General features: G+C 42.1%; 21 protein-coding genes. 15 read left to right on the top strand and 6 right to left on the bottom strand.

The window, feature by feature from the left end:
- Both PCIT_RS08740 and PCIT_RS08735 read left to right on the top strand, forming a co-directional pair.
- Complete coding sequence (locus PCIT_RS08740; RefSeq protein ID WP_010367746.1) at window positions 1-1,080, top strand: tyrosine-type recombinase/integrase; 1,080 nt, start codon at window positions 1-3, stop codon at window positions 1,078-1,080.
- A gap of 829 nt (window positions 1,081-1,909) precedes the next feature.
- Window positions 1,910-2,671 carry a hypothetical protein gene (locus tag PCIT_RS08735; RefSeq protein WP_157592797.1) on the top strand — a complete coding sequence of 254 codons (762 nt, stop codon included), beginning with the start codon at window positions 1,910-1,912 and terminating at the stop codon, window positions 2,669-2,671.
- 173 nt (window positions 2,672-2,844) lie between these two features.
- On the opposite strand, the gene PCIT_RS08730 is transcribed toward PCIT_RS08735, so the two are convergent.
- Window positions 2,845-3,228: an ATP-binding protein gene (locus PCIT_RS08730; protein WP_010367749.1), complete on the bottom strand. Its 384-nt coding sequence runs from the start codon at window positions 3,226-3,228 to the stop codon at window positions 2,845-2,847.
- A gap of 74 nt (window positions 3,229-3,302) precedes the next feature.
- Between PCIT_RS08730 and PCIT_RS08725 the strand changes: the two genes are divergently transcribed.
- The 5 genes from PCIT_RS08725 to PCIT_RS08705 all read left to right on the top strand — a co-directional run bounded on the left by PCIT_RS08725 (window position 3,303) and on the right by PCIT_RS08705 (window position 8,718).
- Window positions 3,303-3,536, top strand: a complete 234-nt coding sequence (locus PCIT_RS08725) for a hypothetical protein (RefSeq protein WP_157592796.1) — start codon at window positions 3,303-3,305, stop codon at window positions 3,534-3,536.
- Between the two features lie 209 nt (window positions 3,537-3,745).
- Window positions 3,746-5,335 (top strand): peptide chain release factor 3, encoded by a 1,590-nt coding sequence (gene prfC / locus PCIT_RS08720; RefSeq protein WP_010367753.1) that lies wholly within the window; start codon window positions 3,746-3,748, stop codon window positions 5,333-5,335.
- A 123-nt stretch (window positions 5,336-5,458) separates the two neighbouring features.
- Window positions 5,459-7,201: an arginine--tRNA ligase gene (argS, locus tag PCIT_RS08715; protein WP_010367756.1), complete on the top strand. Its 1,743-nt coding sequence runs from the start codon at window positions 5,459-5,461 to the stop codon at window positions 7,199-7,201.
- Between the two features lie 92 nt (window positions 7,202-7,293).
- Window positions 7,294-7,932 (top strand): pyridoxamine 5'-phosphate oxidase, encoded by a 639-nt coding sequence (pdxH, locus tag PCIT_RS08710; protein WP_010367758.1) that lies wholly within the window; start codon window positions 7,294-7,296, stop codon window positions 7,930-7,932.
- A gap of 21 nt (window positions 7,933-7,953) precedes the next feature.
- Window positions 7,954-8,718: a TatD family hydrolase gene (locus tag PCIT_RS08705; RefSeq protein WP_010367760.1), complete on the top strand. Its 765-nt coding sequence runs from the start codon at window positions 7,954-7,956 to the stop codon at window positions 8,716-8,718.
- On the opposite strand, the gene PCIT_RS08700 is transcribed toward PCIT_RS08705, so the two are convergent.
- Complete coding sequence (locus PCIT_RS08700; RefSeq protein ID WP_010367761.1) at window positions 8,685-9,305, bottom strand: AhpA/YtjB family protein; 621 nt, start codon at window positions 9,303-9,305, stop codon at window positions 8,685-8,687. The two genes, PCIT_RS08705 and PCIT_RS08700, sit on opposite strands and share 34 nt — an antisense overlap.
- A 74-nt stretch (window positions 9,306-9,379) precedes the next feature.
- Between PCIT_RS08700 and serB the strand changes: the two genes are divergently transcribed.
- Window positions 9,380-10,405, top strand: coding sequence for a phosphoserine phosphatase SerB (serB, locus tag PCIT_RS08695; RefSeq protein WP_010367763.1), 1,026 nt, complete (start codon window positions 9,380-9,382; stop codon window positions 10,403-10,405).
- Window positions 10,406-10,507: 102 nt separating this feature from the next.
- On the opposite strand, the gene PCIT_RS08690 is transcribed toward serB, so the two are convergent.
- Entirely contained in the window at window positions 10,508-10,954 is a 447-nt protein-coding gene (locus PCIT_RS08690; protein ID WP_010367765.1) for an Hsp20 family protein, read from the bottom strand.
- A 369-nt stretch (window positions 10,955-11,323) separates the two neighbouring features.
- Here PCIT_RS08690 and PCIT_RS08685 point away from each other — a divergent pair, with 369 nt between their 5' ends.
- On the top strand, window positions 11,324-11,887 hold the full coding sequence (locus PCIT_RS08685; protein WP_010367767.1) for a hypothetical protein: 564 nt from the start codon (window positions 11,324-11,326) through the stop codon (window positions 11,885-11,887).
- Between the two features lie 248 nt (window positions 11,888-12,135).
- On the opposite strand, the gene PCIT_RS08680 is transcribed toward PCIT_RS08685, so the two are convergent.
- Window positions 12,136-12,609 (bottom strand): hypothetical protein, encoded by a 474-nt coding sequence (locus PCIT_RS08680; protein ID WP_010367771.1) that lies wholly within the window; start codon window positions 12,607-12,609, stop codon window positions 12,136-12,138.
- A gap of 364 nt (window positions 12,610-12,973) precedes the next feature.
- Between PCIT_RS08680 and pdhR the strand changes: the two genes are divergently transcribed.
- From pdhR to lpdA, 4 genes are all read left to right on the top strand, one after another.
- Window positions 12,974-13,723: a pyruvate dehydrogenase complex transcriptional repressor PdhR gene (gene pdhR / locus PCIT_RS08675; protein ID WP_010367773.1), complete on the top strand. Its 750-nt coding sequence runs from the start codon at window positions 12,974-12,976 to the stop codon at window positions 13,721-13,723.
- Window positions 13,724-13,785: 62 nt separating this feature from the next.
- Window positions 13,786-16,452 (top strand): pyruvate dehydrogenase (acetyl-transferring), homodimeric type, encoded by a 2,667-nt coding sequence (gene aceE, locus PCIT_RS08670; protein ID WP_010367775.1) that lies wholly within the window; start codon window positions 13,786-13,788, stop codon window positions 16,450-16,452.
- Between the two features lie 11 nt (window positions 16,453-16,463).
- The gene (gene aceF / locus PCIT_RS08665) at window positions 16,464-18,362 is read left to right on the top strand and encodes a pyruvate dehydrogenase complex dihydrolipoyllysine-residue acetyltransferase (protein ID WP_010367777.1); all 1,899 of its coding nucleotides are present in this window, start codon (window positions 16,464-16,466) and stop codon (window positions 18,360-18,362) included.
- Between the two features lie 163 nt (window positions 18,363-18,525).
- Window positions 18,526-19,950 carry a dihydrolipoyl dehydrogenase gene (gene lpdA / locus PCIT_RS08660; RefSeq protein WP_010367779.1) on the top strand — a complete coding sequence of 475 codons (1,425 nt, stop codon included), beginning with the start codon at window positions 18,526-18,528 and terminating at the stop codon, window positions 19,948-19,950.
- Window positions 19,951-20,047: 97 nt separating this feature from the next.
- Here lpdA and PCIT_RS08655 read toward each other — a convergent pair whose 3' ends face one another.
- Window positions 20,048-20,440, bottom strand: a complete 393-nt coding sequence (locus PCIT_RS08655) for a DUF2750 domain-containing protein (protein WP_010367782.1) — start codon at window positions 20,438-20,440, stop codon at window positions 20,048-20,050.
- Window positions 20,441-20,480: 40 nt separating this feature from the next.
- A complete protein-coding gene (locus PCIT_RS08650) occupies window positions 20,481-21,023 on the bottom strand; it encodes a GNAT family N-acetyltransferase (RefSeq protein ID WP_010367783.1) in 543 nt (180 codons plus the stop codon).
- Between the two features lie 69 nt (window positions 21,024-21,092).
- On the opposite strand from PCIT_RS08650, the gene PCIT_RS08645 reads away from it, so the two are divergent.
- Window positions 21,093-21,767, top strand: a complete 675-nt coding sequence (locus tag PCIT_RS08645) for a tRNA-uridine aminocarboxypropyltransferase (protein WP_010367785.1) — start codon at window positions 21,093-21,095, stop codon at window positions 21,765-21,767.
- A gap of 174 nt (window positions 21,768-21,941) precedes the next feature.
- A complete protein-coding gene (locus PCIT_RS08640) occupies window positions 21,942-23,150 on the top strand; it encodes an IS256 family transposase (RefSeq protein WP_192992771.1) in 1,209 nt (402 codons plus the stop codon).
- Window positions 23,151-24,125 lie beyond the last annotated feature (975 nt).

The following is a 24,125-nucleotide window of genomic DNA, read 5'->3' as shown; positions in this document are numbered from 1 at the left end:
ATGGGAAGAAAACGTTCTGCAGAAAATGCAAACCTGCCTAAGGGCATGATCTTTAATAAAAAAGGGAATACCTATTACTTGAGGGCAAGTGGCCAGAAAGATATCCGCCTTGGTAAAACGCTGAGTGAAGCTTTTCGCAATTACTACGCTTACGCATCGATTAACTTTGAATGTCAAACGATGCATGATTTGATTGACCGCTATCTCAAAGAGATTTCACCCACTAAGGCAGAATCGACCCACAAGAGTAATATTAGTGCGTCAAAGCATTTGATAAAGCGCTTTGGTCATATGAACCCGAGAGTGCTTAGAGCCAGGCATGCCTATCAATACCTTGACCTTAGGAATCGAGAGGGGGCACCGGTAAGAGGCAATCGTGAGTTTGCGTTACTGAGCACCATTATGTCTCATGCTGTGCGTTGGGGCGTAATTGACGACACACCATTTCATGGAATTATACGTAACCCAGAACAGCCAAGAGATCGACTAGTCACAGATGATGAATTGGCAGTGTTTGTTAAGTATTGCCCTCGATGGCTGCAATTATATGTGGCGCTAAAGCTGGCAACCGGTTTAAGGCAAACCGACATGCTTAAACTTAGCAACAAAGACTGGGATGACGAAAAAGGACTAAAAGTCCAAGCATCAAAAACAGGTAGCCGATTGCAGTTCGAAGCGGTGGATCACCTTAGCTTTATCATCAGCGAGCTTAAACAAATTAATGGTTACCGTACCACGAGAAAGCACAGAACGCCTTTACTGCATTGGTATTTCTTTGCATCAAGCGCTAATGCACGAAAGGAACAAGCATTGACCCCCGACGGTTTTAGAACTGCGTGGAACAAAGCGATGCGTGCAGCAATCGAAAGTGGTGAGTTACAACCAGAGCAGCGCTTTCAGGATCGTGACTTACGAGCTAAAACAGCAAGTGAGTGTGAGACGATTACTCAGGCATTTGAGTTATTGGGCCACTCAAGTGTGGCAACAACAAAGCGTGTTTATCGGCGAGGTTACTCACAAGTAACGCCGGTCACGCCTAAGTCGCCAGATGATAAGAAAAAACAAAGCATTGAAAAGTAGTCATAAAAAAGGCATTATTTTAAAATTAAGAATTGTATGTTTAGCTAAAATTTCTAAGCTATTAAAAACAAAGTAATTTTAGCTAAATTAACCATAAATATTAAACTAGACGAAAGTTATAGGAAATATTTTGTGGGTTTGTGTAGCAAAAACAGTATTTTAGATGCACAAGCGTTAAGGGTTGAAAATCCTCGTGTCGGTGGTTCGATTCCGCCTCTGGGCACCATCCTATCTCGCTTACAGCGCATTTTAAAAACACCCATTTCCTACAAAAACACCCATTTCCTACAAAAACACCCATTTCCTACAAAATCTATAGCTTCGTCGCGCATGACGGAGGCGATTTAGCGAACGCCAGAAAGCAAAAAACTGTGATATAAAAACATACCTGCTTTGAACGAGAAAACAGCGGCTTGATTTTATGACTCGCTACTAATTAAAAATACAACGCCTTGATCCTGTTCTCTTTCTCATTTACATTTTTGTCTCAAAGGGAGGGTTGTGTTGTTTTTTATGACATAGTAAGCGCAGTTCGGCTAAAGTATAAACATATAGTAATTTACACTCTTAAGTTAGATTTAAATGGAAATGAAAGTCTGCTAAATATTTTATCTTTAATACCGATATAACGAAGAGTTACTCCAATTAGATTAATTAAGTGGCCTAATGTAGGTCATACAGACTTTAAGCTAACTTGACGGAGATTTTTCTAGTTAGTTATGCAAATAAGAAATATCGAATAAGGTTGGAGTTAAGTTGGGTCTTTAAAATTGACGAAGGATTAATACTGTTTGGTATTAAGCGTGAAACGTGTGATAAGGATAATGACATGAAGATTGACGCAAGTGCAGGGCTATTCTTGCACGCAAAAAACAATCAAGTTACTGATAAAATAAAAAATGTCGGCTCAAGCAGTAAGGAAGTTCTTACAGTAGATCCAGCCACACAATTTATCAGCTCAGAACCGACACTCCCTACTGAACAAATGCGAGCCAAGTCTGACAACGGCAAATTGACAGTAATTAACTATAAGAGTAACGGTAAACTCGATCTACCCGCTAGATTTGAAGCGCATCGAGAGTTAATTGAGCGTGTAGCAAACTCCACCAGCACGCTGTATTTGCATGATACGCCAGCTGCCGCAAATCAAGTTGCACAAGAGTATGACAAAACGTCTGCAGATTTGTACGTTCAAAACCCTGAGCTGCAAAATAAAAACTGGGGCTTTTCAATTGACGGTTCGGGTAAATTGATTGCAACAGGCCATCTGAATCTGGCTGATAAGCAGCTTGTTGAAGAGGTGTTGAATGGTAATGACAAGTTAGTCAGTGCAGCGAAAGACTTTAAAAACAACTTTTTAGAAGGCCTGGAAATAGAACGAGGCAGTTCAGGCACGAGTCAGTACTGGGGGAAATATGATGTCAACGAAGGGAACTTTGCTGAGATCATCGATTTTAAAGAAATGATCACACAAAGCCGAAACAACGATAAACAAAGAGAGGCCACAGGCTATTTGCTCAATAAGCGGAAGTGGACAATTAATATAGCTGAGCAGCTTAAAACAAGCGCTGAGCCATCTTTTACTAAATAAACAGTGTAACCGGAAGGCAGTCGCTCTCCGGTACATCTAAATTGCGGATGCGCATTTGACAACAGATCTAAATTAGAAATGTGGCCTAGCTTAGCTATAGAATATTGACTTCAGCAATATCTATGGAACCTTTAAGGCCACTTGAGGTGCCGCTCATTAGTGTACTCATCATATTATTGTGACAATGGTAAACTAACAAATACTTCGGTCCCTAACTTGTCATCTGTTCTATATTCGATAAAACCACGTTGAACTTCGGTCAGTAATTTTGCTGCGTAGGTGCCAACGCCTGCATGTTCGGGCTTGCCATAAGTAACAAACTTAGCAAAAAACTGTGCCCTGATAGGTTCTGGTACCGGATCTGGATTATGGATTTTCACCACTAAGAATTGCTCATTTTGCTTTGAACTGAGTTTGATAGATGGATCGCTCTTTGTGCCTTCCAGTGAGTTCTTTAGCAGGTGGGTAAGCAATGCATGCGTAATGCTCTGTTCACCAAAAAAATAACTGTCAGTATCGATGGTATTATGAACAGTGATTTGCTTTTGATTGATCATACCCGAGAGTGGGCCTAACGTGTCTTTGAGAAAAAGAGTCGTCTGCAGTTCCGCCTTTGGTGGCTAATACCGAGGTGGATGATACGCAGGTATATGTGTTATTTGCGCAGTTAGAAGAGCTACTCGCAGAGTCGGATATTGAAGCGTCAGATAAAATTGAAGAGTTACTAAACTTACTGCAGCAGACGCCTTTTAAATCGCAGCTAATTAAACTGGGGGAAGTCGTTGATGATTACGATTTTGACGATGCCACTGCGTTATTTTATACCCTGAAAAATACCTACAAAGAACCACAAACTGCTGTTTAGCAATTAATCAAAACAGGTTTTTATACAAAAGTTGCCTATCACCTCAAAAAATAGGCAACTTAATCCATCACATTGATTGTTTATCAGTGTCAGATCAGCGAAAATAGTCTTCAATCATGATTAACAATTATAGGTTGCCCGACACAGAGCAGAAAACTCGCTCTTGGAAAGGTAAGACGCAACCTGTGTAAAATTAGAAGAACCTATTAATGTCACACACTGTAATTACGCAAGAGGTCTCTAAAAGACGTACCTTTGCTATTATCTCGCACCCAGATGCGGGTAAAACCACCATCACTGAAAAAGTATTGTTGTTCGGAAAGGCGTTGCAAAAAGCGGGTACTGTTAAAGGTCGAGGCTCAAACCAGCACGCTAAATCGGACTGGATGGAAATGGAAAAAGAACGTGGTATCTCAGTGACCACTTCCGTAATGCAGTTTCCTTATAATGACGCGCTAGTTAACTTACTGGATACACCTGGACACGAAGACTTCTCAGAAGATACGTACCGAACGCTTACGGCAGTCGATTCATGTTTGATGGTGATCGATGCAGCTAAGGGTGTAGAAGATCGTACCCGTAAGTTAATGGAAGTAACTCGTTTACGTGATACGCCGATTGTTACTTTCATGAACAAACTTGACCGTGATATTCGTGATCCGATGGAAGTGCTGGACGAAGTTGAAACAGAGCTAAACATTGCCTGTGCACCGGTAAGCTGGCCAATTGGCTGTGGTAAAGAGTTTAAAGGGGTTTACCATATTCACCGTGACGAAACGATTTTATATCAAACAGGCCAAGGTCATACGATCCAAGAAAAGCGTATCATTAAGGGGCTAGATAACCCTGAACTAGATACTGAAATTGGCTCAGAGTTGGTTGAGCAACTAAGAGAAGAGCTAGAGCTGGTTATTGGTGCATCGCACGAGTTTGATCACGAACTATTTTTAAAAGGTGAATTAACTCCGGTCTTTTTTGGTACTGCACTAGGTAACTTTGGTGTTGACCATATGCTTGATGGTTTGACTGAGTGGGCACCAACGCCTATGCCTCGCCAAACAGATGATCGTGAAGTTAAAGCAGATGAAGAGAACTTCTCTGGTTTTGTATTTAAAATTCAAGCCAATATGGATCCGAAGCACCGTGACCGTATCGCATTTATGCGTATTGTATCTGGTAAATATAACCAAGGTATGAAAATGAATCACGTCCGCTTAGGTAAGCAAATCAGTATTTCTGACGCGGTGACATTTATGGCCGGTGATCGTGAGCGTGCCCAAGATGCTTATGCGGGTGACATTATTGGTTTACACAACCATGGCACGATTCAAATAGGCGACACCTTCACACAAGGTGAAAAGCTTAAGTTTAGTGGTATTCCTAACTTTGCTCCTGAGCTATTCAGACGTATTCGCCTTAAAGATCCTCTGAAGCAAAAGCAGTTATTAAAAGGCTTAGTACAGTTGTCTGAAGAAGGCGCAGTACAGGTATTTAGACCGTTGGCGAATAATGACTTGATTGTTGGTGCTGTTGGTGTGCTGCAGTTTGACGTGGTTGTGGCCCGTTTAAAAGCGGAATATAACGTAGATGCGATATATGAAAGCGTTAACGTACAAACTGCCCGTTGGGTAAATTGTAGTGATGAGAAAAAGCTGGCTGAATTTAGACGCAAGTGTGAAACAAACTTAGCGCTAGATGGTGGTGATAACTTAACATACGTTGCGCCAAGTCGAGTGAATCTAAACTTGTCTATGGAACGTTACCCTGAGGTGGAATTCCACCACACACGCGAACACTAATATACATTAAGCCAAATGATGCTAGGTATTATCAACTGGCTTTAACCATGTAAATTAAGTGATAGATTTATAGTGTGCTGTGCAGTTGAGCAAGCTCCTAAGCAGCACATAATAGGATGAAGAATGAATATTAAAACGATATTAATTGAAAAAGCCAACGCGGCGATGGGTGCAGCTGGCATTCCTGAAGGTTCAAACCCAGCAGTAACGCAAAGTACGCGCCCACAATTTGGTGATTACCAAATTAATGGCGCAATGGGGGCGGCAAAAGCACTGAAAACCAACCCACGCGAACTGGCACAAAAAATTATTGATAATTTAGACGTATCAGACATTGCTGAAAAAACAGAAATTGCAGGTCCTGGGTTTATTAATATTCACCTAAAGCCTGAGTTTTTATCAAATAGTCTTGCGGCAGCAAACCAAGACCAGAAATTAGCGGTTGCTGAACATAGCCAGCCACAGAAAGTCGTGGTTGACTTTTCTTCGCCTAACTTGGCGAAAGAAATGCACGTAGGGCATTTACGCTCAACCATCATTGGTGATTCTGTCGTACGTGCTTTAGAGTTCCGTGGCGATACGGTGGTGCGTCAAAACCACATGGGTGATTGGGGTACGCAGTTTGGTATGTTGATCGCACATTTAGAAGACTTATTAAACCAAGGTATTGATTTAGAATCTGTGGCATTAGCTGACTTAGAAACGTTTTATCGTGACGCGAAGAAACGCTTTGATGACGAAGAAGGCTTTGCCGACAAAGCCCGTAATTACGTTGTAAAGCTGCAAAGTGGCGATGCACATTGTGAGAAGTTATGGAGATTGTTCATTGATACTTCTGTGAAGCATTCAGAAGAAGTATATCAGCGTTTGAATGTGACACTTACGCGCAATGACATTATGGCTGAAAGTGCCTATAACGGTGAGCTGAACACGATTATTTCATTGTTAAAAGACAAAAACATTGCGGTTGAAGACCAAGGCGCACAAGTTGTATTTTTAGATGAGTTAGCAAATAAAGATGGTGAGCCATCGGTATTTATTGTGCAAAAATCTGGCGGTGGCTTTTTATATGCCACTACTGATTTAGCCGCATGTGACTATCGCTCAAATAAACTGGGTGCAGATCGTATTTTAATTTTTGTTGATGCGCGTCAAAGTTTGCACTTCAACCAAGTTGAATTAACTGCCCGTAAAGCCGGTTTGCTACGTGATGAAACCAGTTATGAATTCAGCCCGTTTGGTACTATGATGGGCAGTGATGGTAAACCATTTAAAACACGTACTGGCGGCACCGTTAAACTTGCTGATTTACTTGAAGAAGCCATTAGCCGTGCGACTGATAAGTTAGCTGATCGCGAGTCAGGTTTATCGGATACAGAACGTGCTGAAATTGCTCGTAAAGTAGGTATTGGTGCAGTTAAGTATGCTGATTTATCTAAGCACCGTACCAGCGACTATATTTTTAACTGGGACAGCATGTTGAGCTTTGAAGGCGCGACGGCACCATATCTACAATATGCTTATACACGCGTACGCAGTATCTTCCGTAAAGCTGACATTGATAGCAGTGCCTTAACTGCGACCATCAATATTGAGCAGCCACAAGAAAAAGCGCTGGCGATTAAATTGTTGCAACTAGAAGAAGTGCTGGATCTGATGATCAGTGAGGCAACACCACACGTATTATGTGGTTACTTGTATGAGTTAGCTAGTTTGTATATGACGTTCTACGAAGCTTGCCCAATCTTAAAAGACGATGTGGCAAGCGATGTACGAGATAGCCGTTTAGTGCTGTGTAACTTAGTTGCCAATACATTACGTACCGGCTTAGATTTATTGGGTATTGAAGTGATGGAGCAAATGTAATTTACATTTGTATGCATTAGGACTAACCCTGATATGTTAAATTAAAGCCGCATTACAACGTTGTTGATGCGGCTTTTTTGTAAGGAAAGACTATGAAGCTTGAAGATATTCGCCGTGAATATAGTAAAGGTGGGCTACGCCGTGAAATGCTTGCGGATGAACCCACTGCGCAATTTGAAGCGTGGTTACAGCAAGCCGTCGACGCAAAATTTAGCGACCCTACAGCCATGGTGGTGGCAACGGTCGATGAAACAGGTCAGCCCTCTCAGCGCATTGTGTTATTAAAACATTTAGATGAGAAAGGGTTTGTATTTTTTACCAATACGGGCTCACGTAAAGCACAAGAGCTTAAAGGTAATAATAAGGTGAGCTTACACTTCCCTTGGCACGCTATTGAGCGACAAGTGATTGTTTATGGTGAAGCTAAACCGCTTTCGACGGCTGCGGTTGCTAAATACTTTTTGTCTCGCCCAGCAGAAAGCCAACTGGCTGCATGGGCATCGCAACAATCACGTCCTGTTTCATCTCGTAAAGCCTTGATGGAGACATTTCATGCGATGAAAGCTAAATTCTCTAATGGAGATATTCCGCTTCCTGATTTTTGGGGCGGGTATTGTGTAGAGCCAAGCAAAATTGAATTTTGGCAAGGGGGAGACCATCGCTTACATGACCGGTTTATGTACGTTAAGCAAGCGGATGGTACATGGAATATCGAGCGCTTGAACCCGTAATGCAGCGCAGGTGCCTGTAACATGCGCTTTTTTGATAGCCATTGTCACTTAGATTTTCCTGAATTAGCTGAGGGATTAGCACTGCATTTATCTGAAGCACGCAGTGTAGGCGTGAGTAATTTTTTAGTCCCTGGCGTGACATTGGCACAAAGTAAGTCGTTAGTGACGTTTAAGCAGCAGTATGCAAGTTGCCATATTGCGCTGGGCTTGCATCCCTACTTTATTGCTCAGCATCACAGCGACCATTTTGCTGAGCTTGCCGAGTTTGCAGCGGCGCATGTAGAGCGGCTCGTTGCTATTGGCGAATGCGGCATAGATGCCACGTGTGCGCAGTTAGTCTACCAGCAGCACTTATTTCAGCAGCATATTGAATTAGCCAATACTTTAAAGTTACCGTTAATCGTCCACCACCGACAAAGCCATCACTTGATTGCCCAAAGCTTTAAACTCACCTCCCCGTTATACGGCGGCGTTATTCATGCGTTTTCTGGGTCGCTGCAACAAGCGCAGTACTATATTGAAAAGGGCTTTAAATTAGGTGTAGGCGGTACGATCAGCTATTCAAGGGCGAATAAAACCAAGGGCGTTTTTGCTCAAGTGCCACTCGATACATTGTTATTAGAGACTGACGCCCCCTCTATGCCGTTAGCCGGTTATCAAGGGCAAATAAATGTACCAAAACGCTTAGCTGAGGTGTTTACTCACTTGTGTCACTTACGAGATGAGTCAGCAGATGTCATTGCTGAGCAGCTTTATACGTCATCTTGTACGCTTTTTCGAATTTGACGTTTTACTTCCCAGCGTTTTAAACCACGGCCAATCTGCCAAGTAAACACGCAGGTGATCATTAACATGAGCAATACCATTCGGCCTAATTCATGAAAGTGCTGGTGGCTTTGAGCCATCGCTGATTCAGTTAAATAAACGACACTGACAAACCCGATTGGCTGCTCTTCGATATTAACAATTTGTACGATGATAGGTGTTTTTATTTTGCTGATCCCTGGTAACGCAGTGGGTAGCCCTTGAATATTTTCTTGTGGGGTAAAACCATCATTACTGATTTTCAACTTACCCTGTTGACTATAAATACTGACTCCGAGCACAAACGGGTCGCTTGCTAAGTGATTGGTCAGTTTCCTTAATGCAGGAATATCATCACGAACAAGAGGTTGAGCTGCGTTCAAGGCAAGCTGTTTCGTTAAACTTTTCGCTGTATTGTCAGCTTGTTTGTGAAGCAACTGGTGTGACTCAAAACTGGTATTGAAGGCTATTCTGGTTAATAAAATGAAGCAGGCGGCAGCGATAAGTAAGCGGATCATTCTGCGGCCACGGGAGGAAGTGATCAAATCAATAGCTTGTGTATTTTTCATAGTGCCCCGGATGTTTGCTGACAGGTTACACTTGAGATGGTAAAAAGGGTCTGCACGTTATTTAGGAGCTAAACATGTCATCCGTTAGTCTTACTCACCTTAGTGAACAACCATTGTCACAAGTCCTTACCTTAACAAAATGGTATCAAGTTGAAAATGCACAATTACGTTTAACTGATAATCAGCCTTCACGTCAGCAAGGGCTTTTTATTACGTTATTTGGCGATGAGTTAACGGCGATAAGTACGATTACGCTACTTTCTTTCGCTGCGCAATATAAAGTAGATATTTCAGCTCTTTGCTTGTATCAGCCTGATGTTCAGTTACCAGCGGCGTTGGTATTTCATAGTAACACTGAATTAAGCGATACGATGTTAGCTGAGTTTCGTCATGGGTTGCGTGGGGTAGCGAATGATCAAGGGTTACAGAGCGCATGTATTGCCAATCCAGCTGATCTACAACAAAAAGGCCTCATGGTGATGGATATGGACTCCACAGCCATTACGATAGAATGCATTGATGAAATAGCGCGGTTAGCCGGTGTGTATGATGAGGTTGCCAGTGTAACGGCACAAGCGATGGCAGGCAAATTGGCGTTTAATGACAGCTTGTATCAAAGAGTGGCTAAGCTCGAGGGCGTTGAGTTACCGCTGATTCAAACGTTAAAAGATGATTTACCGTTAATGCCTGGAATTCAAGCTTTATGTCATATATTAAAAAGCCATGATTGGCATTTAGTAATTGCATCCGGTGGCTTTACTTGGTTTGCTGAAGCACTACAAAAGCCCCTTCAGCTAGATGCGTATTATGCTAATGAATTAGAAATTTCGCAGGGTAAATTAACAGGCAATGTCATTGGCGATATTGTTAACGCTCAGCGCAAAGCGGATATTTTATCTGATATTAGAACTAAATTAGCGTTACCTAAGCATCAGAGTGTAGCGATTGGTGATGGTGCTAATGATTTAGTGATGATGGCCGAAGCTGGCACTGGTATTGCCGTGCACGGTAAGCCCAAGGTGGTTGCTAAAGCCGATGCGGCAATTTGCCAAGGCTCATTATTACAAGTGCTTTATTTACTTACTATACCAGTGAGATAAAATATTTAATAAAACAGGGCATGTGTTACACGCATAAAGCAGAGCTGTCACTCAGTGAAGCAGCTCTGTATGTCACAACATGAAAAAGGATTGAAACGCGAGTTAATCTTGCAATAAATTGCCGGTATTAATTGCGATTTTTCTAGGTTTGAGTGCTTCAGGCACTTCACGCTGTAGATCAATAATAAGTAAGCCGTTATCTAGTTCGGCGCCAAGGATGCGCACATGATCGCCTAATTGGAATTTGCGTTCGAAGTTACGTTCTGCAATACCTTGGTGGATAAATTGTCGCTGCGCAGTGTTATCACTTGCGGCTTTTTCACCTTTAACCAATAAGGTGTTATTTTCTGACTCGATAGATAACTCTGCATCGTTGAACCCGGCAACAGCCATAGTAATTTGATATCTGTCGTTATCTAGCGCTTCAATATTGTATGGTGGGTAGCTAGGCTGCTTTTCGCCATTGCGCTGTGCCGCTTCCATTAATGATGATAAATGGTCAAAACCAATGAATGAACGGTGTAGTGGTGTTAAGTCGATAGTTCGCATATTTGCATCCTCATAAAGCGATTAATGATGGTGTTTATTCTTTTTGATAAGCAATAAACATCAATATAAACATATAGTTAATTTCAATTTTGGACCCTGTCGGCGTCCTAAAACATATCTATGGTCAGCGTAGAGGTATTTCAAGGAAAAGTTTTAAATTAATTTTCAAAGTTAGTTTAACTTGCTGACTTGATTTAAGTTTTTAAATGAATAAAGCAAGGTTTTCAACTAGAGTGAAATAATGAATTTTTATTGTGCCTAAGTGAAAGACTGTGATGCTAGCATGTCATTGTGGGAAGAAAGTTCAGGAAAGCCCAACGATAAAGCGTGTTAATTTGGGGCTCAATTTAATTGGCAACAGGATTCAGTGTGCTATCTAAAAACTTACAACACTATATACGGCACACTGTTATTTATACGGTTTTGATCGTCCCTATCAGGCGGCTTTTTTACTCAGGTCCATGGCAAAAATCGGTTATTTATTACTATCAACGGAAATACCCGCTCAGCGTGACAAAAGATGAGGTGTTAAACGTCCCATTGTCATCAAGTGTGTTGCTTGCAAAGCCAACAGATCTTATGCTGGATACCTTGCTCGACGCACATTGCCTTTGTGGATTACAAATTAAGCCGAATGTCTGTGATCAGTTGAGTCGACTGTTTATAGAACTGAATGTAAACTTTTACGAAAACCCCCATAGAAACCACACGATTGTTAGGGGATTGGCAGAAGACCCTCTGGTATTAGCACTGGTTAGTCATTATTTTAAGTCGACACCAGAGTTAGACAGTTCTTATTTTGTTAGAACTTTACCAGAGCAAGAACATGCAATTACACGAGCAACCACATTTCATCGCGATTTTCCGGATTTTATTTCACTTACTCTGATGGTGTATTTATCTGATGTTGATGGGGAGTGTAGCCCTCATTAAGTGATCCCAGACCCTTTTATGCTAAATTCATGGCGAACCATGTTAGGTGGTTTGGGGCGGATATACGCAAGTAAAAAGACTAGGCGCACGCCTGTATCGGTTGTCGCAGCAAGGGGTCATGTTGCGTTAGAGAATATTCAACTTTTACATCGACGTGCTATGGGTAAACAAATGTGTGAGGTGATATTTCTTAATTACCGTTTAAAGAAGCCATCAAAGTAATACGGAAAAGTAAACTTGTGGCGGGGTTATTCAATGGTTGCAATGCAGCTTTTACATAACTCCAAATAGGCATGAATATTGTCACCAGCCCAAAGTTGTTGGCGTTTTTGATCTTGTAAAATGACGGTTTTGAACTCGCTAAAAGGTATATCAGAAAAATGGCAAAGGTAATATTCAAACGCTTTTTTGACTGTTCGGTTGTCTAATGCGGCATCACTAATGACCGAGTCACTCGCGTCGATTAATAATTTAGTGCAGACGACAAAGCGCTCATTTGGAGCGCTTTCCTTTTGAATTCTGGCCATGCGTTCTTTGAGCATTAGCTGCTCTTCTTTTGCTAATTCCATCACAATGCCACCAAGGTGTGTTTTTTGACGACTTGCAGACTCTAATTTTGCATTGGCTCTTTTAAGTTCTCGTTTGATGTTTTCGCCTCGAACAAATAATAGAATCATTAGAAAGACCGAAAAGACAATACCGCCGACGACAGCCATTGACATAGTGCACCTTTAATTATGTTCAGGGTTTCTTTCATTATTGTTTATAAAGGGGCTTATTACAAAGAGGGACGTAAGCGCATTAGCGGATAATATCGAGTGTGTTTAAAAGTGACCACAGTGTTTTCAAAACACTTAACTGGTCAGACCTTTTTTATATCGCTTCTCAAATAGATATTTTTGTATAAAGTTTAGACTCTAGTTTGCAGTTGTTTAAGGCAATAATACGCAGATTTTTGACAGTACAGCTTGATTTTGGTACCGTATTGTCCAAATTTGGTATGACCAATTTACCTTTTGGTTTTAATACTCCAACTTACTGATGGTTTCAGCGGTTGGCAATACACCTAAATTCGGCGATTGATTAATGTCTTTAAAGATAAAAGCAGCTAAGTTATCAGATGTTATTTTGGAACAACTCGAAAACATGATCTTAGAAGGATCATTGATGCCGGGTGCTAAGTTGCCGCCAGAAAGAGAGCTTGCCAAACAGTTTGATGTGTCTCGCCCTTCATTACGTGAAGCGATTCAAAAGCTAGAGGCGAAAGGACTGGTTACACGACGTCAAGGTGGCGGAACGTATGTAAAGAACCAATTAGAAGAAGGACTTACTGATCCTTTATTTGATTTGATCAGTAAACACCCTGAATCTCAATTTGATTTGCTTGAGTTTCGTCATGCGCTGGAAGGTATTGCTGCTTATTATGCCGCATTACGTGGTACAGGCACTGACTTTGAAAAAGTACAACATAGTTTTGATCGTATTGCCTCTGTTCAAGGTGATTTAGCACAAACAGCTGCCGCGATTAACACATTTCATTTTACCGTAGCAGAAGCGTCACATAATGTGGTGTTACTGCACTTAATGCGCGGAATGCAAACGTTATTGGAACAAAATGTATTACAGAACTTAACGGTTCTAGTACAAAAGTCAGATGTCAGTGAGCAGCTAGCTGAACATCGTAAAGTATTAATGGATGCCGTGATCAATGGCAATCCAGAGCAAGCGCGGTTAGCGAGTAATGCACACTTGGCGTTCATTGAAGAAGCCTTATTACAAGCAGGTAAAGAGCGCTCTCGAATAGAGCGAAGCCTAAGACGGACTAAGCAACAGTAATTAAGTTGGTTTGTTAAAACTGAATAAATAAATTCGTATTTTAAACATAAGGAACACTCCATATGTCTGAAGTCAATAAATTTGACGTAGACGCGTTAGAAACCAAAGAGTGGTTGCAAGCGCTTGAGTCGGTAGTAAAAGAAGAAGGTGTAGAGCGCGCTCAGTTCTTGCTAGAGCAAGTATTAGAGCAGGCACGTCTTGATGGCGTTGATATGCCAACTGGCATCACGACTAACTATGTAAACACAATTCCAGCTGATAAAGAGCCAGCTTACCCGGGCGATGTAAACATTGAACGTCGTATTCGCTCTATCGTTCGTTGGAATGCGATTATGATCGTATTACGTGCGTCAAAGAAAGATCTTGAGCTTGGCGGACATATGGCGTCTTACCAGTCGTCAGCAGCATTTTATGAAATGTGTTTTAACCATTTCTTCCGCGCACCAAATGAAGTAGATGGCGGTGATTTAGTATATTACCAAGGTCATATTTCACCGGGTATTTATGCGCGTGCTTTCCTTGAAGGGCGTCTAACTGCTGAGCAGCTAGATAACTTCCGTCAAGAAGTGGATGGAAAGGGGATTTCTTCATACCCACATCCTAAGCTGATGCCTGAATTCTGGCAGTTCCCAACGGTATCTATGGGTCTTGGCCCAATTGCATCAATTTATCAAGCGCGCTTCTTAAAGTACCTTGATGGCCGTGGTATGAAAGATACCTCAGCACAGCGTGTATATGCGTTCTTGGGTGATGGCGAAATGGATGAGCCAGAATCACGTGGTGCTATCTCGTTTGCTGCGCGTGAGAAGCTAGACAACCTGTGTTACTTGATCAACTGTAACCTACAGCGCCTAGATGGGCCAGTAATGGGTAACGGTAAAATCATTCAAGAGCTAGAGGGCCTATTTAAAGGTGCTGGCTGGAATGTGATCAAGGTTGTTTGGGGATCAGGTTGGGACAAGCTTCTAGCTAAAGACACAACCGGTAAGTTACTTGAGTTGATGAACGAAACTATCGACGGTGACTATCAAACTTACAAAGCAAAGAATGGCGCGTACGTACGTGAGCATTTCTTTGGTCGTTATCCTGAAACAGCAGCATTGGTTGCTGATATGACAGATGACGAAATCTTTGCCCTGAAACGTGGTGGACACGAGCCGTCTAAATTGTTTGCAGCCTTTAAAGCCGCACAAGAAGAGAAAGGTCGTCCAACCGTTATCCTAGCTAAAACCGTAAAAGGTTATGGCATGGGTGAAGCGGCAGAAGGCAAAAACATTGCACACCAAGTTAAGAAAATGGATCTAACGCACGTTGAGCATTTACGTTCACGTCTAGGACTAGAAGACTTGGTAACTGACGAACAGCTTAAAGATTTACCGTATTTAACGGTAGAAGAAGGCTCTAAAGAATATGAGTACCTTCATGCTCGTCGTAAAGCACTACATGGTTATACTCCGCAGCGCTTACCTAATTTTACGCAAGCACTGACATTACCTGAAGTTGATGCGTTTGCGCCATTATTACAAGAGCAAAAGCGTGATATTTCTACCACGATGGCTTTTGTTCGTGCCCTGAATGTATTGCTAAAAGACAAAGGCATTGGTAAAAATATCGTGCCAATTATTGCCGATGAAGCACGTACGTTTGGTATGGAAGGTTTATTCCGTCAAATCGGTATTTATAACCCGCATGGTCAAAACTATACGCCGCAAGACCGTGATATTGTTTCTTACTACAAAGAAGAAACATCAGGTCAGGTATTGCAAGAAGGTATCAATGAGCTAGGTGCTATGTCTTCATGGGTTGCTGCTGCAACGTCATACAGCACCAGTGATTTACCGATGATCCCATTCTATATCTATTACTCTATGTTTGGTTTCCAACGTGTTGGTGATATGGCATGGATGGCGGGTGATCAGCAAGCACGTGGTTTCTTATTAGGTGCAACTGCAGGTCGTACAACACTCAACGGTGAAGGCTTACAGCATGAAGATGGCCACAGTCATATTCAAGCTGCAACAGTGCCTAACTGTATTTCTTATGACCCAACGTTCGGTTATGAAGTTGCGGTAATTATGCAAGATGGTATTCGTCGTATGTACGGTCCTGAGCAGGAAAATGTGTTCTACTACTTGACGCTAATGAACGAAAACTATCATCAGCCTGCAATGCCAGAAGGTGCTGAAGAAGGTATTCGTAAGGGTATCTACAAGCTAGAATCTAACACGGGTGAAAAAGCCCATGTTCAGTTACTGGGTTCAGGTACTATCTTAAACGAAGTACGTAAAGCGGCTGTTATTCTAAGTGAAGAGTACGGTGTTGCTTCTGATGTTTACTCGGTAACCTCATTCAATGAGTTAGCGCGTGATGGTCAAGCGGTTGAACGTTTGAACATGCTTAACCCGCAAAACGATGCGCAAGTGCCATATATCGCCACTGTGCTAGGTGACTCACCAGCCATTGCTGCAACAGATTATATGAAAAACTACGCTGAGCAAGTACGTGCCTTTATGCCAAGCACTTCTTACAAAGTGTTAGGTACTGATGGCTACGGTCGCTCAGATAGCCGTGAGAATTTACGTCGTCACTTTGAAGTGAACGCGGGTTACGTTGTGGTTGCTGCGCTAACAGAGCTTGTTAAGCAAGGCAAAGTTGAATCATCAGTGGTTGTTGAAGCGATTAAGAAGTTTGATATCGATACAACAAAAACTAACCCACTTTACGCATAAGAGGTTTAATCATGACAATCGAAATTCATGTTCCTGACATTGGCGCGGATGAGGTTGAAGTAACCGAGATCCTAGTAAGTGTGGGCGATACAATAAGTGAAGATCAATCTTTACTTACTGTTGAAGGTGATAAGGCTTCTATGGAAGTGCCTTCTGCACATGCTGGCGTAGTGAAAGAAATAAAAATTTCAGAAGGCGATACGGTTGCAACCGGGTCGTTAATTATGGTCTTTGAAAGCCAAGGTGCAGCGCCTGCTGCCCCTGTGGCTGAAGTAGCGACGCCTGCTGTAGCGGCTGAAGTTGCTGCCCCGGCGGTTAGCGCTGAGTTAAAAGAAGTCCATGTTCCAGATATTGGTGGTGACGAAGTTGAAGTGACCGATATCATGGTTGCTATTGGCGATACGGTTAGCGAAGACCAATCAATCTTAAACGTAGAAGGCGATAAAGCCGCTATGGAAGTACCTGCACCATTTGCGGGTACTGTTAAAGAGATCAAAGTCAACGTTGGCGATAAAGTATCAACGGGCAGCTTAGTGTTTGTTTTTGAAACAGCTAGCTCAGCGCCAGTTGCAGCCCCTGTGGTTGAAGCAACAGCGCCTGCGGCACCAGTTGCTAATGCAGATAAAGAAGTAAATGTTCCTGATATTGGTGGCGACGAAGTTGAAGTGACCGATATTATGGTCGCGGTTGGCGATACAGTCAGCGAAGACCAATCAATCTTAAACGTAGAAGGCGATAAAGCCGCTATGGAAGTACCTGCACCATTTGCAGGTACTGTGAAAGAGATTAAAGTAAACGTTGGCGATAAAGTATCAACGGGTTCATTGGTATTTGTATTTGAAGTAGCAGGCAGCGCGCCAGTTGCAGCACCTGTTGCGCAAGCAGCGCCAGTGGCTTCTTCAGTAGCACCTGCGGCTAAGCCTGCCTCAGCCCCTGCGGCTTCTTCTAATGTTAAAGAAGAGTTTGAAGCAAACGCATCTTATGCGCATGCATCTCCAGTCGTACGTCGCTTAGCGCGTGAGTTTGGTGTAAACCTAGCGCGTGTTAAAGGTACAGGCCGTAAAGGTCGTGTCGTTAAAGAAGACGTACAAAACTATGTGAAAGAGCTGGTTAAGAAAGTTGAATCAGGTCAAATCTCTAATAACAACAATTCTGGCGGTGGTGAGCTTGGCCTTATCCCTTGGCCAAAAGTTGACTTTGCTAAGTTTGGCGAAGTTGAAGAGAAGAAGCTATCACGTATTCAGAAAATCTCAGGTGCTAACCTGCATCGTAACTGGGTTCAAATTCCACACGTAACGCAGTTTGATGAAGCAGATATCACAACGCTTGAAGCATTCCGTAAAGAACAGAATGTCTTGGCTGAGAAGAAAAAGCTTGGCGTTAAGATCACACCACTTGTGTTTGTGATGAAAGCGGCTGCAAAAGCGTTGGAAGAGTTCCCAACGTTTAACTCGTCACTGTCGCAAGACGGTGAAAGCCTAATTCTTAAGAAATATGTCAATATTGGTGTTGCGGTTGATACGCCAAATGGCTTGGTTGTTCCAGTATTTAAAGATGTGAACAACAAAGGCATTATTGAGCTATCACGTGAATTGATGGACATTTCTAAGAAAGCCCGTGATGGTAAGTTAACCGCATCAGACATGCAGGGCGGCTGTTTCACAATTTCAAGCTTAGGCGGTATTGGTGGTACGGCGTTTACACCTATCGTCAATGCGCCTGAAGTCGCTATCTTAGGGGTTTCTAAATCAGAAATGAAACCTAAGTGGAATGGTAAAGAATTTGAGCCGCGCTTAATGGTGCCGCTAAGCTGTTCATATGATCACCGTGTAATTGACGGTGCATTAGCTGCACGCTTTACTGTGACACTCGCTAACTACTTAAGCGATATCCGTCAGTTAGTAATGTAATTTGCTGTCCCGCCTCATAAATAGGCGGGACATCTTTTTGTGTGAATGATACAATTTTTAAACTCTCTCTGCCTTGTACCAAATATTGAGTATGTGGCAGGCATTTTGGTACGGATACTCTTTTTGAGTACAGTCCCGTTCGAATAATAGTTAAGGTAATAACATGAGCAACGAAATCAAAACTCAAGTTGTTGTACTAGGCGGTGGTCCTGGTGGTTACTCAGCAGCATTCCGTGCTGCGGATCTAGGTTTAGACGTTACACTAATTGAATCTCGCAACACTCTAGGTGGTGTATGCTTGAACGTTGGTTGTATCCCTTCAAAAGCACTACTTCACGTTGCTAAAGTCATTGATGATGCAGCTGAAATGTCTTCACACGGTGTTACATTTGGCGCACCGCAAATTGACTTAGATAAAATCCGTACGTGGAAAGAGTCTGTTATCGGTCAGTTGACTGGTGGCCTAGACGGCATGGCTAAAATGCGTAAAGTTAGCGTAGTGAGTGGCTATGGTAAATTTACTGGTTCTAACACGATTGCGGTTGAAGGCGAAGCGGGTACTACAACAGTTACTTTTGACAACGCTATTATCGCAGCCGGTTCTCAGCCAGTTAACCTACCTTTCATCCCAGAAGATGATCGCGTCATTGATTCTACCGGTGCTTTAGAGCTTAAAGACGTACCAGAGAAACTACTTGTATTAGGTGGTGGTATCATCGGTCTTGAGATGGGTACTGTTTACCGTGCACTAGGCTCTCAAATTGATGTGGTTGAATTTGCTGATCAGCTAGTACCTGCTGCAGACAAAGATATCATTAAGATTTACCAACGCTACGTTAAAGACAAGTTTAACGTGATGTTGTCGACTAAAGTTGTTGCTGTAGAAGCGAAAGACGATGGTCTATATGTGACGTTTGAAGGCAAGAAAGCACCAGCTGAACCAGTACGTTATGATAAAGTACTAGTGGCTGTTGGCCGTACGCCAAATGGTAAGCTTTTAGATGCTGATAAAGCTGGCGTAAATGTTGATGAGCGTGGCTTTATTAATACTGATAAGCAAATGCGTACTAACGTGAATAACATCTTCGCAATCGGTGATGTTGTTGGTCAGCCAATGCTTGCACACAAAGCGGTGCATGAAGCGCATGTTGCTGCTGAAGTGATTTCAGGTCAGAAGCATTTCTTCGACCCTAAATGCATTCCTTCAATTGCATACACAGACCCTGAGATTGCATGGGTTGGTGTTACTGAAAGAGAAGCAAAAGAACAAGGCCTGAGTATTGAAACTGCGGTATTCCCATGGGCTGCATCTGGTCGTGCTATCGCTTCTGCACGTACTGAAGGGTCTACAAAACTTATCTTTGATAAAGACTCTGGCCGTGTGATCGGTGGTGCAATGGTCGGTATTAATGCTGGTGAAATGCTAGGTGAAATTGGTCTAGCCGTTGAAATGGGTGCAGATGGTGAAGACCTGGCGCTAACAATTCATGCTCACCCAACATTGAATGAGTCTATTGGACTTGCTGCTGAAATATTTGAAGGGTCAATCACTGACTTACCAAATAAAAAAGCAGTGAAGAAAAAGTAAGCCTTTTTCTTAGAGTTAAAAAAAGCCCAGCATTAGCTGGGTTTTTTGTTTTCTAGCGAGAGCTGTTAACTACAGAGCGTAAGTTCTGTCGTATGTGTTATTTTTTGCTTTTCCTATACTTCACGAGTTCATAATCGAACTCATCAGGGTAGACAATTAAACCATCTTGCTCTGGAATGGGGAATACTGCGATAGCAAGTTCGTCTTCTGCTAGGCCATCAGTCCATTTAGCATGCCATTTCTTGAGTGATATTGACTGAGGTTTACAGTCTTGCCAGTCGCCAGTAGCCCATAATGTGGCAAATTCTTCATTAGGCCAAATAGGCACACAATCCTCATCATCGCTATTGAGCATAACGCAACCGTGTTCGTCAGTGAGGATCCATACAAGTTCTGTGCTTGAGACTTCTTTGATTAAGTATTTGTAACGTTGTGTATTGTCATTGCTGAGAATTGAGTTCATGCGTTGTTGATCAATAGAGTGTGTCATGACATACCTCTTTTAAATAGTTGTGTGCTGATATTCATCATTATTTTAAGCTTTTGCGATACAGTACGGCATCATGATCGCCACGCGGATCGTTGTAAATATAGTTTTTGATATATTTCATTCCAATGTTTTTCATGATTTTTAAAGAGCCATGATTTTCAACAAGAGCCGTTGCAGAAAATGCTTCTAACTCAGGGTGCGCTTTACTAATGGAATTGGCAACTTGTTGAGCAGCCTCTGTTGCATACCCTTTGCCCCAAGATGATTGCTTAAAGCGCCAACCGAGCTCTAAATCTAACATATTTTTATCACCTTCAAAGAAGCCCATAGGCCTTACTAGGATCCACCCTATAAATTCGTTATTTGATAATAGACTGGTATGCCAAAGTCCCCAGCCTTTTTCTTTATTTGTAAATGCGATTAGCCGAGGAATGTAAGTCTCTTGTATATCGGCCATTGAATTCGCGATGCCACCGTTAATGTGTGCCATAACAGCAGGATCTTGATCGAGTTCAAATAGTAATTGGGCGTCGTCTTGCGTCATAAGGCGAAAGTGTAATCTTGCAGAGTTTTGAATATTCATCGAGGCTCCTTACTGTTTTTATAGCTGAATTTTATTACAATACACGCTTGATTGTTTTGAGGGTATCTAGTGAGTAATTCTGTATTGGCCTTACGCCAACAACAAATCGCGGTTGCAAGGCGTGAGTATAAAGCCAGAGGATCAAGGTTAAACCGATGTGAAGCGTGTTTACTGGCACAGCACTTATGTATTTGCGATGGCGTTACTGTAGCAGATACTTGCCAGAGTGCAGTGTGTCTCATTATGTATCACAATGAAAGCTTTAAACCATCTAATACTGGGCGCTTGATCGCTGACATTATACCAGATAATTATGCGTTTAGATGGGACAGAACAGAACCAAATCCAAAATTGCTCGAGTTGCTCAATAATCCACGTTATTTCCCTGTTATTGTTTTTCCGGTAGATGACAGAGAATCAGAGCTGGCGAGAGTGATCACAAAAGTAGAGGGTATTGAGGGTAAAACGCCGCTTTATATTTTCTTAGATGGCACTTGGCGAGAAGCCAAAAAGATGTTTAGAAAGAGCCCTTACCTTGATGAACTACCTATTTTATCAATATCGCCAGAGTCTTTGTCTGATTATCAATTACGTGTTGCTGCACATGCACATCAGCTCGGTACCGCGGAAGTGGCATGTGTGGTATTGGAGCAAAATAATGAACTAGATGCTGCGCAAAAATTGACGAGCCACTTTATTGACTTTAGAGATGCATATTTAAAGAGTAAACGAAAAAAGCTGTGATGATATGTCTAATAACGAAGTAAAGAATGGCTTAATTGGGCAAGTTGTTGAAAAAGAAAGCGCGCGACTCGTAAGAGCCGCGCTGACGGAATCTTCTAAACGCATCCTGCGAGCCTGTAATTTAAATTGTGTATCTGCTTATAATTAAGCCAGTAATGGCTGAGGATAAGCAATATGGATAAGAAAGCTCTAGAAGCCTTCGCTCGCGAAGCAGCTAAGTCGATTAAGACTCCTTCTGATCTTGATGACTTTAGGAAAATGTTAACCAAGGTGACGGTTGAGACAGCCTTAAATGCTGAACTTAATGAGCACCTCGGTTACGAAAAAAACTCACCAACTAACGATAGTAACAGTCGAAATGGCTACTCATCTAAACGCCTAATTACAGACGATGGTGAGATCCAGTTAGAAGTCCCTCGTGACCGTGACGCGTCCTTTGAACCCAAGCTTGTTCGTAAACATCAAACCCGATTTCAATCGATGGACGACAAGATCTTAAGCCTATATGCCAAAGGAATGACCACCCGTGAAATCGTCGCAACATTCAAAGAAATGTACGATGCGGATATCTCCGCCAGTCTAATATCTAAAGTTACAGATGCTGTTTTAGAACAAGTGGTTGAGTGGCAATCTCGCCCGCTTGATACGGTCTATCCCATCGTTTATCTCGATTGCATCGTCGTGAAAGTACGCCAGAATAAACAGGTTATCAACAAAGCCATTTATCTCGCACTTGGCGTAAATATGGAAGGTCAGAAAGAACTTCTTGGGATGTGGATGTCCGAAACCGAAGGAGCGAAGTTCTGGCTTAGCGTGCTCACCGAACTTCAAAATCGAGGCGTGAATGATATCCTCATCGCGTGTGTAGATGGCCTGAAGGGCTTTCCTGATGCCATCAACGCTGTTTATCCAAAAACTCAAATTCAGCTCTGTATCGTACACATGGTGCGAAACTCAATGAAATACGTCCCATGGAAAGACTACAAGGCAATTACCGCTGACTTAAAAGAAATCTATCAAGCAACAACGGAAGATGAAGCCCTGTTGGCGTTAGAGCACTTTGGTGATAAATGGGATGAAAAGTACCCTCAAATCAGCCGCTCCTGGACGGCTCATTGGGATAATCTCAATACTCTATTTAGCTACCCTCAAGATATTCGTAAAGCTATCTACACGACAAATGCTATTGAATCTCTGAACAGTGTGATCAGAAAAGCGACCAAGAAACGTAAACTGTTCCCGACAGATGAATCCGCTAGCAAGGTGGTGTACTTAGCGATAATGGATGCTTCCAAGAGGTGGACAATGCCTATTCATAACTGGAAGCAAGCTCTAAACCGTTTTATGATTATGTTTGAAGACCGACTAACTGAATACTTGTAACTAAGAGCAGTTACACAGAATTATTTACAGGGTCCATCCTGCAATGTTGATCTGATCAACTCCTAAAACTGTCCGCATCCGTGGCTTCGCTTGGTGTTCTGTTTCTGCGAAAATTAGCGTCACTGCTAAGGTCCTTTGCTGTCCTTACACACTATATTCATCCGATGAACATGGCTGCCTGCCATTGGTCCGTAATATACGAAAATTCGTTTATTAACGATGATGCCTGCTTCAAGGCTTAACGTATGTCCTAGTATAATCCCTTAAAAGATACTTCCTGTATAACTCCTGATCACTTAGTGTGATTTGTCCTTTTGTAGCCACAGCATCCTGCCGTTTGTCCCTGTAGTGCTTGCTATATCCTATAGCGTTTCCTTAAACCTCAGCATCCGGCTGATTGTCCATTTCCCTGTAGTGCTTGCTATATCCTATAGCGTTTCCTTAAACCTCAGCATCCGGCTGATTGTCCATTTCCCTGTAGTGCTTGCTATATCCTATAGCATTTCCTTAAACTTCAGCATCCGGCTGATTGTCCATTTCCCTGTAGTGCTTGCTATATCCTATAGCGTTTCCTTAAACCTCAGCATCCGGCTGATTGTCCTCTGTAATTGCGTCCGGCAATGTTAAATAAGCTAAACTGTGTAGTTTTATTTATTTCTAAGTAATCATCTCCTTGACTACGAGATAAATTATAGAGAATTTTAACGGGTACAAAACCAGTTAAAAGGCCTTTTATTTTTGATTAAGAACAGTAATGATTTATTAATTCCATTCAAAACAGTTACTTATGTTTTTTCTGGTGTTATTTTCAGCATGTGTATCATTGATCTCCACATGAGAAGTGAGATATTTCTCACAAGCAACTTCTGATTTAGTGATACAGTTATTTGCAACAGCATAAAGCTAGTTTTATTCAGAGGGTGTTTTTTAGCATCATAAGAGATATTATTAGCTGATAATAATTATTGTTTTTAT

The organism is Pseudoalteromonas citrea (assembly GCF_000238375.3).
In the GTDB taxonomy this organism is placed as follows: domain Bacteria; phylum Pseudomonadota; class Gammaproteobacteria; order Enterobacterales; family Alteromonadaceae; genus Pseudoalteromonas; species Pseudoalteromonas citrea.
The sequence above is the reverse complement of the archived record's forward strand: the minus strand, read 5'-3'. Positions and strand labels throughout refer to the sequence as shown.

Bases quoted from the DNA above. Each gene is read 5' to 3' on its own strand.
- aceF (WP_010367777.1), top strand. From the start codon at position 16,464: ATGACAATCGAAATTCATGTTCCTGACATTGGCGCGGATGAGGTTGAA.
- argS (WP_010367756.1), top strand. From the start codon at position 5,459: ATGAATATTAAAACGATATTAATTGAAAAAGCCAACGCGGCGATGGGT.
- aceE (WP_010367775.1), top strand. From the start codon at position 13,786: ATGTCTGAAGTCAATAAATTTGACGTAGACGCGTTAGAAACCAAAGAG.
- PCIT_RS08640 (WP_192992771.1), top strand. From the start codon at position 21,942: ATGGATAAGAAAGCTCTAGAAGCCTTCGCTCGCGAAGCAGCTAAGTCG.
- PCIT_RS08690 (WP_010367765.1), bottom strand. From the start codon at position 10,954: ATGCGAACTATCGACTTAACACCACTACACCGTTCATTCATTGGTTTT.
- pdxH (WP_010367758.1), top strand. From the start codon at position 7,294: ATGAAGCTTGAAGATATTCGCCGTGAATATAGTAAAGGTGGGCTACGC.
- pdhR (WP_010367773.1), top strand. From the start codon at position 12,974: ATGTCTTTAAAGATAAAAGCAGCTAAGTTATCAGATGTTATTTTGGAA.
- PCIT_RS08700 (WP_010367761.1), bottom strand. From the start codon at position 9,305: ATGAAAAATACACAAGCTATTGATTTGATCACTTCCTCCCGTGGCCGC.
- PCIT_RS08705 (WP_010367760.1), top strand. From the start codon at position 7,954: ATGCGCTTTTTTGATAGCCATTGTCACTTAGATTTTCCTGAATTAGCT.
- PCIT_RS08680 (WP_010367771.1), bottom strand. From the start codon at position 12,609: ATGTCAATGGCTGTCGTCGGCGGTATTGTCTTTTCGGTCTTTCTAATG.
- serB (WP_010367763.1), top strand. From the start codon at position 9,380: ATGTCATCCGTTAGTCTTACTCACCTTAGTGAACAACCATTGTCACAA.
- PCIT_RS08730 (WP_010367749.1), bottom strand. From the start codon at position 3,228: ATGATCAATCAAAAGCAAATCACTGTTCATAATACCATCGATACTGAC.
- PCIT_RS08655 (WP_010367782.1), bottom strand. From the start codon at position 20,440: ATGACACACTCTATTGATCAACAACGCATGAACTCAATTCTCAGCAAT.
- prfC (WP_010367753.1), top strand. From the start codon at position 3,746: ATGTCACACACTGTAATTACGCAAGAGGTCTCTAAAAGACGTACCTTT.
- PCIT_RS08740 (WP_010367746.1), top strand. From the start codon at position 1: ATGGGAAGAAAACGTTCTGCAGAAAATGCAAACCTGCCTAAGGGCATG.
- lpdA (WP_010367779.1), top strand. From the start codon at position 18,526: ATGAGCAACGAAATCAAAACTCAAGTTGTTGTACTAGGCGGTGGTCCT.
- PCIT_RS08735 (WP_157592797.1), top strand. From the start codon at position 1,910: ATGAAGATTGACGCAAGTGCAGGGCTATTCTTGCACGCAAAAAACAAT.
- PCIT_RS08650 (WP_010367783.1), bottom strand. From the start codon at position 21,023: ATGAATATTCAAAACTCTGCAAGATTACACTTTCGCCTTATGACGCAA.